The sequence below is a fragment of the Kitasatospora putterlickiae genome (assembly GCF_039527695.1).
Classification (GTDB): domain Bacteria; phylum Actinomycetota; class Actinomycetes; order Streptomycetales; family Streptomycetaceae; genus Kitasatospora; species Kitasatospora putterlickiae.
Map to the genome: position 1 here is coordinate 317 of NZ_BAAAKJ010000101.1, position 7790 is coordinate 8106.

The following is a 7790-nucleotide window of genomic DNA, read 5'->3' on the forward strand; positions in this document are numbered from 1 at the left end:
GCCGGGGGCGGCGAACAGCTCGGCGCGCAGCAGCCCGGCGCGGCCGCGCAGCGCGGGCAGCGCGGTCTGCCGGACCCAGGCGGAGAGCTCGGCGCCCCGCCCGTCGGCGGCCCGGGCCTCCCACATCGCGGCGGTGGTGCTCACTCCTGGCCGCCCAGCGCCCGGTAGGCCTGGCCGTGGAAGTCGGTGTGCGGGACGTGGACCTCGGTGACCGGCAGCGAGGAGTCCGCCGACAGGTCGAGGGAGGACGGCGCGCGGTCGCGCCAGACCATCTCGGCGCCGAGCGCGGCGACCATCGCGCCGTTGTCGGTGCACAGGCCCGGGCGCGGCACCCGCAGCCGGATGCCGGCCCGGTCGCAGCGCTGCTGGGCCATCTCGCGCAGCCGCGAGTTGGCCGCGACGCCGCCGCCGATCATCAGGTGGTCGACCCCGTTGTCCTTGCAGGCCTTGACCGCCTTGCGGGTCAGCACGTCGGTGACCGCCTCCTGGAAGGACGCCGCCACATCGGCCACCGGCACGTCCTCTCCGGCCCGGCGCTTGGCCTCCACCCAGCGGGCGACGGCGGTCTTCAGACCGGAGAAGGAGAAGTCGTACTCCGGGTCCTTGGGGCCGGTCAGGCCGCGCGGGAAGGCGATCGCCTTCCGGTCGCCCTCGCGGGCGGTGCGGTCCACCACCGGGCCTCCGGGGAAACCGAGCCCGAGCACCCGGGCCACCTTGTCGAAGGCCTCGCCGGCCGCGTCGTCGATGGTCGCGCCGAGCGGGCGCACGTCGCTGGTGATGTCCTCGCTGAGCAGCAGCGAGGAGTGCCCGCCGGAGACCAGCAGGGCCATCGTCGGGGACGGCAGCCGGCCGTGCTCCAGCTGGTCCACGCAGATGTGCGAGGCGAGGTGGTTGACGCCGTACAGCGGCTTGTCCAGGGCCCACGCGTACGCCTTGGCGGCGCTCACGCCGACCAGCAGCGCGCCGGCCAGGCCGGGGCCGGCGGTGACGGCGATGCCGTCCAGGTCGCTCGCCTTGACGCCTGCGGTGTCCAGGGCGCGCTGGATGGTGGGGACCATCGCCTCCAGGTGCGCGCGGCTGGCGATCTCGGGGACGACGCCGCCGAACCGGGCGTGGTCGTTGACGCTGGAGGCCACCGCGTCGGCGAGCAGCGTGGTGCCGCGCACGATGCCGACGCCGGTTTCGTCGCAGGAGGTCTCGATGCCGAGGACGAGCGGTTCGTCAGCCATGGGTGGTGTCCTTCTTCACGTCCGGTCGCGGGTGGTCCGCGGGTTCGTCGAGGTCTTCGGGGGCGGGGGCGGCTTCGGCGGCCTCGTTGGCGGCGGCTTCGTCGGCGGCGGCCTCGTCGGCGGCGGCTACGTTGGCGGCGGCTTCGGCGAGATCGAGGCGCATCACCAGCGCGTCGACGTTGGCGGGCTGGTAGTAGCCGCGCCGGATGCCGACCGGCTCGAAACCGAAGCGCTCGTAGAGCCGCTGCGCGCGGAGGTTGTCCACCCGGACCTCCAGCAGCAGGTCCGCGCAGCCGCGCCGGGCGGCCTCCCGGACCAGGTCGGCGAGCAGCGCCGCGCCGAGTCCGGTGCCCTGGTGGCGGCCGTCGACGGCGATGGTCTGCACGTCGCCCTCACCGGCCACCGCCATCAGCCCGGCGTAGCCGACGAGCGTGCCGTCCGGCGTGACGGCGACGGTGTAGTGGCGGGTGCCGTCGGGACGGGCCTCGGCCAGCTCGGACCAGAACATGCCGGCGGACCAGGCGTCCTCGGGGAACAGCTCCAGTTCCAGCGCCAGCACCGGGGCGATGTCCCACCAGCGCATCGGGCGCAGCGTGGCGGCGGGGACGGCGGTGCGCACGGCCCCGTCGGTGCTCGGGCCGGTCACGCCGGGAGCACCGCCTTGTAGCCGGCCGGCACCTGGGCGTCCGGGCGGCGCAGGTAGAGCGGGGCGTTGGGCAGCAGGGCCCGGCCGGCGGCCAGCTCGGCGGCGGCGAACTCGGCGAGCGCGCCGGCCGAGACGTGCTCGGGGCCGTGCGCGCCGGGGAAGGCGTCCGGGTAGAGCAGCGCGCCCGCGCCGACCGAGCGCGCCGACGGCGTCAGCTCGCCCGGGCGGTCCACCGACGGGCCCTCGGTCCGGCGGCCCTCGGCGTCGTAGGCGGCCCAGTAGACCTCCTTGCGCCGCGCGTCCGTGGCCACCGTGAACGGCTCGCCGGCCAGGCCCTCGGCGCGGGCCCGGTGGGCGATCGCGTCCAGGGTGCAGACGCCGTGCACCGGCAGGTCCAGGGCGTGGCCCAGCGCGGCGGCGGTCACCAGGCCGACCCGCAGACCGGTGTACGGGCCCGGGCCGACGCCCACGGCGATGTCCGTCAGCCGGTGCTTGTCGACACCGGCCGCCCGCAGCACCTGGTCGATCGCGGGCAACAGGAGTTCGCCGTGGCGTCTGGCGTCGACCTGGTCGGTCTCGGCGAGGACGGCCGTGCCGTCGTGGACGGCGGCGGTGACGGCGGGGGTAGCGGTGTCGAACGCGAGCAGCAGCACGGGTCAAGGTTAGACCGGTCGGGCGGTGACCCGTCGTGGCCCGTCGGGCCCCGGTCCGCTCCCGGCGTTCGCGGGATGTGCGCCGCCCGATCGAAAACCCGCTCCACGGCGGAACACACGTCCGACGCGATGCGGACCGGACGGGCGAACCTGGCACGATGGGGCCGACGGTTTTGGGACGGCGGTGGGAGCACACGTGGCGAAGATGGGTCCTGGAGTGGTGGTCACGGGGCTGACCCTGGGGGCCCTGGCGGTGGTGAGCCTGCTGGCCTTCCAGGCCAACGGCGCGCAGGACCGCGCGGTCGCCGCCAATCCGGGCACGAGCACCGCCGCCTCGTCCAGCGGGCCGGCCGCCTCGGCCACCCCGACCAGCACGCCCACGCCGACCGTGCCGCCGCTGCCCGCCGCGGGCACCGGCACCGGGCTGCGGGTCGTCTACTCGGTCGGCACGCACTACGTCTGGCTGGTCGACCCGAAGAAGACCCCGCAGGTGGTGGCCGCGTTCCCGGTCACCCCTGGCACCGTCGAACCGGCCCCCGGCAGCTACCCCGTGTACAGCCGCACCCCGTCCGGAACCGGCACCGACGGCAAGCAGATCGAGCACGTGGTGCGGTTCGCCCAGCAGAACGGCGTGGTGTTCGGTTTCAGCGCGGCCACCGACGGCGCCACCGGCACGCCGACCGCCGCGCCGACGGCGTCCGCGTCGGGGACGCCGTCCGCGATCGGGGGCGGCGGTACGAAGGCGAAGACCGGCGGCATCCGCAGCAGCCGGGCGGACGGGCAGCTGCTCTGGGACTTCGCGCCCAAGGACACCAAGGTGGTCGTGATCGCCTGACCCCGGCGGCCCGGAGGTTACGCGGCGCGGTCCACCCGCGGCTCCTCGCCCTGCGCGCTTCCGGCCTGTGCGCTTCCGGCCGGTCGCCGTACGGGCGGTCGTCGTCCGGGCGGGGTGGAGACCGCCTCCGCCGCCGCGCAGGCGGCCAGCAGGGCCCGCATCGGCTCCCCCGCGGCACGGCGGTCGGGCCCCTCGGCCCCGGTCCCGCGCGGTTCGCGCTCCGGGGCGGGCGTGGTGCTCGGCATGGCGCCTCCCTAGTTAGGCAGACCTAACCTCAAAACCCATCCCACCACGCCCGGGACCCCGACCGCAACATCTTCCCGACACCCTGTCGGCAAACCGTGACTTCGGCGGTGTCCGGCTCCGTCAGGCCAGCACCGACAGGTCCACGCCGTCCCAGCGGGGCCCGAGCCCGGTCAGCCCCACCCGGCGCGGGTCCAGGTCGTCACCCGCCGCCTCGGCGCCGATGGCCCGCTCGATCCGGACCTCCAGGCGGTCCTCCGAGAGCCGCTCGACCTTGCCCTCGCCCCACTCGACGACCACCACCGACTCGGGCAGCGAGACGTCCAGGTCGAGGTCCTCCATCTCGTCGAGGTCCCCGCCCAGCCGGTACGCGTCGACGTGCACCAGCGCCGGTCCGCCGACCAGCGACGGGTGCACCCGGGCGATCACGAAGGTCGGCGAGGTGACCGCGCCCCGCACCCGCAGCCCCTCACCGAGCCCCCGGGTCAGCGTGGTCTTCCCCGCCCCCAGCTCACCGGAGAGCAGCACCAGGTCCCCCGGCCGCAGCAGCGCGGCCAGCTCCCGGCCGAGCCGGCCCATCCGGTCGGGGGTGGCGACGGTGAGAGTGGCGTGCGAGCCCATGCGCTAATCAAGCCCTTCGGTCAAACGACGGCGCACCGGCCCTCGGGCGCCCCCGCTACCGTGCCACATCCCCCACGCCCACCGCGCCGGCCCCGTTCGCGGACTACGCCGGCTCGTCGGTCCCGGAGGCCGGCTCGTCGGCGCCGCGGAAGCGGGCGGCCTGCTCGAAGAGGGCGGCGAGCCGGGCGTCGACCACGTCGGGGCGCTCCAGCATCACCAGGTGGCCGGCGTCCTCGACCAGGACCAGTTCGGCACCCGGCAGCCGTTCGGCCATCACCTCGCCGTGGCCGGGAGGGGTCAGCAGGTCCTTGGTACCGGTCAGCACCAGCGCCGGGATGCCGTGCAGCGCGGCGAGGGCCTCGGTCTTCTCGTGGACCGAGAACACCGGGTAGAACTCGGCCACCACGTCGATCGGGGTGGCGTCCAGCATCTGCTCGGCGAACCGGATCACGCCCGGGTCGACGTCCTTCCCGCCGAAGGAGAAGCGCCGGTAGAAGACGGCGCTGACGTCCGTGCCCAGCCGGCGGGTCGCCTCCACCAGATCCACCTGACGGCCGAGCAGCTTGATCATGCCCGGCGCGACCCGGCGGAACAGCCTGGCGCCCACCTGGGGCAGGCCGAAGGTGACGGCGTCCCAGTTCCCGGCCAGGGTGCCGATCAGGGCCACGCCGGCGACCCGCTCGCGGAAGAGTTCGGGGTACTGGTCGGCCAGCGCCATCACCGTCATGCCACCCATCGAGTGGCCGACCAGGACCAGCGGGCCGGTGGGTGCGACGGCGTCGATCACGGACCTGAGGTCGCCGCCCAGCTGGTCGATGCTGGCGGGCTCGCCGGCCCGGAAGGAGCGGGAGCGCTCGGAGCGGCCGTGGCTGCGCTGGTCCCAGAAGACCAGCCGCACGCCGTCGCGGAACGCGGCGCGCTGGAAGTGCCAGCTGTCCTGGTTGAGGCAGTAGCCGTGGCAGAAGACCACGGTCAGCGGCTCGGGACCGTCGTCGGTGCTGTCCGTGCCGTCGGTGCCTTCGGTGCCGCCGGTGCCGTCCAGCCCGTCCAGTTCGACGTAGAGCTCGGTGCCGTCGGCGGCGGCGACGGTGCGGGGGCGGCCACGCAGCGATCCGTACGGGGCCTTGGCGTCCAGCTCGGCGCGGGCCCGGCGGCGCATCGTCCGGCCGACCGTCAGCCGTTCGATCGCCACACCGGCGGCGGCGCCGGCCGCGAGCACGCCGACCGAGATGCCGATCAGACCGGCCCGGCTCACCCCGGTGGCCGCCCCGGCCGCCTTGACGGCGCGGGCCACGCCGCTCACCGCCTCGACCGGGTCGGCTCCGGGCTGGTCGCTCATCCGAGCGGGCTCCCGTGCGGGCCCTCGTCCAGGCCTCCGACGTAGCGGCGCGGCACCCGGGCGCCGATCCGGGTGACGATCTCGTAGGAGATGGTGCCGCAGGCGCGGCCCCAGTCCTCGGCGGTCGGCTCGCCGCGGTCGCCGTTGCCGAAGAGGAGCACCTCGTCGCCGATCGGCGGGGTGTCGCCGCCGAGGTCGACGACGAACTGGTCCATCGCCACCCGGCCGGCCACGGTGCGCCACCGGCCGTCGATCTGGACCGGGGCGATGCCGCTCGCGTGCCGGGGGACGCCGTCGCCGTAGCCGACCGGGACCAGGCCCAGGGTGGTCGGGCCCGGGGTGGTGTAGTGGTGGCCGTAGCTGACGCCGTGGCCGCCGGGGACGTGCTTGACCAGCGCCAGCCGGGCGCTCAGCGACATCACCGGGCGCAGGCCGAAGTCGGCCGGCGAGCCGACGTCCGGGACCGGCGACAGCCCGTACATCGCGAGGCCGGTGCGGACCATGTCGTAGTGCGACTGCGGGAGCAGCAGGGCCGCCGGCGAGTTGGCCAGGTGCCGCACCTCGGGGCGCAGGCCCGCCGCCTCGGCGGTGGCCAGAGCGGCGCGGTAGGCGTCCAGCTGGGCCTGGATGGAGGGGTGGCCGGGCTCGTCGGCGGCGGCGAAGTGCGACCAGACGCCGACCACGGTGAGCAGGCCGTCCAGCTCGGCGCGGCGGGCGGCGGCGACCAGCTCCGGCCAGTCGTGCGGCTGGCAGCCGTTGCGGCCGAGGCCGGTGTCGGCCTTCAGGTGGACCCGGGCCGGGATGCCGGTGGCGCGGACGGCGGCGAGCAGTTCGGTGAGCGCCCACTGGCCGCTGACCGAGATGTCGAGGTCGGCGAAGAGGGCCTCGCGCCAGGGGCCGCCGGGGGTCCACAGCCAGCAGAGGATGCGGGCCTGGTCCGGGCGGATGCCGGCGGCGCGCAGCGCGAGCGCCTCGTCCGGCGTCGCGGTGCCCAGCCAGCGGACTCCCGCGGCCACCGCCTCCCGGGCGCACCGGACGGCGCCGTGCCCGTAAGCGTCCGACTTGACCGCGGCCATCACCGTGGCCCCGCCGATACGCTCGCGCAGCGCGTCGAGGTTGCCGCGCAGGGCGGCGAGATCGATGGTCACCTCGGCTCGCGCGCCTTCGGTGAGGGTGGCCGTAACGGTGGTCTTCGCAGTTGTCATCAGGGTCAGTCTCCCAGACATCCCAGGGTCCTCGCCGAACAGCCCGTCGGCACACCGTCCCCCCACAACCCCCCGCCCCTTCCCGGACGCCCACGAAGCACCCCCCGGTTCCCACCCACCCCCGGCCCACCCCAGCAATATGCAGACCGGTCTACATAGCCTCCCCGGCGACCGTCACGGAGTGGAAAGTCGGGCGGGCCGACTTTCCACTCCAGGCGACTGGGCACCGCGCTCGAATATGCAGACCGGTCTACTGATTCGACCCGGAGCACTTCCGGGCACCACCGCGCACAGAAGCAGCTGGAACAGGAAGTCGGCCCACCCGACTTTCCACTCCAGGCAACCCGCGCACGCGCCACCGGGGTCGGCGGGCGGTGAAATATGCAGACCGGTCTACCGATTCCAGCCGTGAGACGCCACCAGGCAGCGGAAGAGGCGGGAGCAGGAAGTCGGCCCACCCGACTTTCCACTCCAGGCAGCCCGACACCATGCGCCCACCAGAACGCCGGCACGCGGCGAAATGCAGAGCGGTGTACCGATTCCAGCCATGAGACGCCACCAGGCAGCGGAGGATGCGGGAGCAGGAAGTCGGCCCGCCCGACTTTCCATTCCAGGCAACCCGCGCACGCGCCACCAGCTGGCCGGCGCGCACAGCAATATGCAGACCGGTCTACTGATTCTGCCCGGGACGCCACCACAGGGCAGGCGCGGGAGCATTAAGGAGCAGCGGAGCGGGAGTAGGAAGTCGGCCTGGCCGACTTCCTACTCCCGCTCGTATGTAGACCGGTCTGCATATTCATCTGCAGTGGCTGAGCGGACGTCGTTCCAGGCGGTGGAGAGGGCGGTCGCGACGTCGAGGGCGGTGATGGGGGCGCCGGGGGTGGCGGCGGCGTGGCGGGCGGCGAGGCCGTGCAGGTAGGCGGCCACGGAGGCGGCGTCCAGTGGGGAGAGGCCCGTGGCGAGCAGCGAGCCGGCCAGGCCGGCCAGGACGTCGCCGCTGCCGGCCGTCGCCAGCCACG

The 7790-nt window shown here is 74.7% G+C and carries 9 protein-coding genes; 1 reads left to right on the forward strand and 8 read right to left on the reverse strand.

Going from position 1 to position 7790, the window contains the following annotated elements; translation table 11 throughout:
• Positions 1-140: 140 nt before the first annotated feature.
• The 3 genes from tsaD to tsaB are packed head-to-tail and all read right to left on the reverse strand — an operon-like array spanning position 141 to position 2528.
• The gene (gene tsaD / locus ABD308_RS10810; protein ID WP_344331557.1) at positions 141-1229 is read right to left on the reverse strand and encodes a tRNA (adenosine(37)-N6)-threonylcarbamoyltransferase complex transferase subunit TsaD; all 1089 of its coding nucleotides are present in this window, start codon (positions 1227-1229) and stop codon (positions 141-143) included.
• Positions 1222-1812, reverse strand: a complete 591-nt coding sequence (gene rimI, locus ABD308_RS10815) for a ribosomal protein S18-alanine N-acetyltransferase (RefSeq protein WP_344331606.1) — start codon at positions 1810-1812, stop codon at positions 1222-1224. The genes tsaD and rimI overlap by 8 nt, the downstream gene beginning before the upstream one ends.
• A 59-nt stretch (positions 1813-1871) precedes the next feature.
• On the reverse strand, positions 1872-2528 hold the full coding sequence (gene tsaB, locus ABD308_RS10820; RefSeq protein ID WP_344331562.1) for a tRNA (adenosine(37)-N6)-threonylcarbamoyltransferase complex dimerization subunit type 1 TsaB: 657 nt from the start codon (positions 2526-2528) through the stop codon (positions 1872-1874).
• Positions 2529-2733: 205 nt separating this feature from the next.
• Between tsaB and ABD308_RS10825 the strand changes: the two genes are divergently transcribed.
• Positions 2734-3363, forward strand: a complete 630-nt coding sequence (locus ABD308_RS10825; protein ID WP_344331610.1) for a hypothetical protein — start codon at positions 2734-2736, stop codon at positions 3361-3363.
• Positions 3364-3380: 17 nt separating this feature from the next.
• Here the strand turns inward: ABD308_RS10825 and ABD308_RS10830 are convergent, their stop codons facing one another.
• The 5 genes from ABD308_RS10830 to ABD308_RS10850 all read right to left on the reverse strand — a co-directional run.
• Positions 3381-3608 (reverse strand): hypothetical protein, encoded by a 228-nt coding sequence (locus tag ABD308_RS10830; protein WP_344331568.1) that lies wholly within the window; start codon positions 3606-3608, stop codon positions 3381-3383.
• A 121-nt stretch (positions 3609-3729) separates the two neighbouring features.
• The gene (gene tsaE / locus ABD308_RS10835; RefSeq protein WP_344331580.1) at positions 3730-4227 is read right to left on the reverse strand and encodes a tRNA (adenosine(37)-N6)-threonylcarbamoyltransferase complex ATPase subunit type 1 TsaE; all 498 of its coding nucleotides are present in this window, start codon (positions 4225-4227) and stop codon (positions 3730-3732) included.
• Positions 4228-4330: 103 nt separating this feature from the next.
• A complete protein-coding gene (locus tag ABD308_RS10840; protein WP_344331587.1) occupies positions 4331-5566 on the reverse strand; it encodes an alpha/beta fold hydrolase in 1236 nt (411 codons plus the stop codon).
• Positions 5563-6771 carry an alanine racemase gene (gene alr / locus ABD308_RS10845; protein ID WP_344331594.1) on the reverse strand — a complete coding sequence of 403 codons (1209 nt, stop codon included), beginning with the start codon at positions 6769-6771 and terminating at the stop codon, positions 5563-5565. Before alr ends, ABD308_RS10840 begins: the two co-directional genes overlap by 4 nt.
• 762 nt (positions 6772-7533) lie before the next feature.
• Positions 7534-7790, reverse strand: a 257-nt coding sequence (locus tag ABD308_RS10850) for an NAD(P)H-hydrate dehydratase (RefSeq protein WP_344331597.1), incomplete at its 5' end; no start/stop codon positions are given.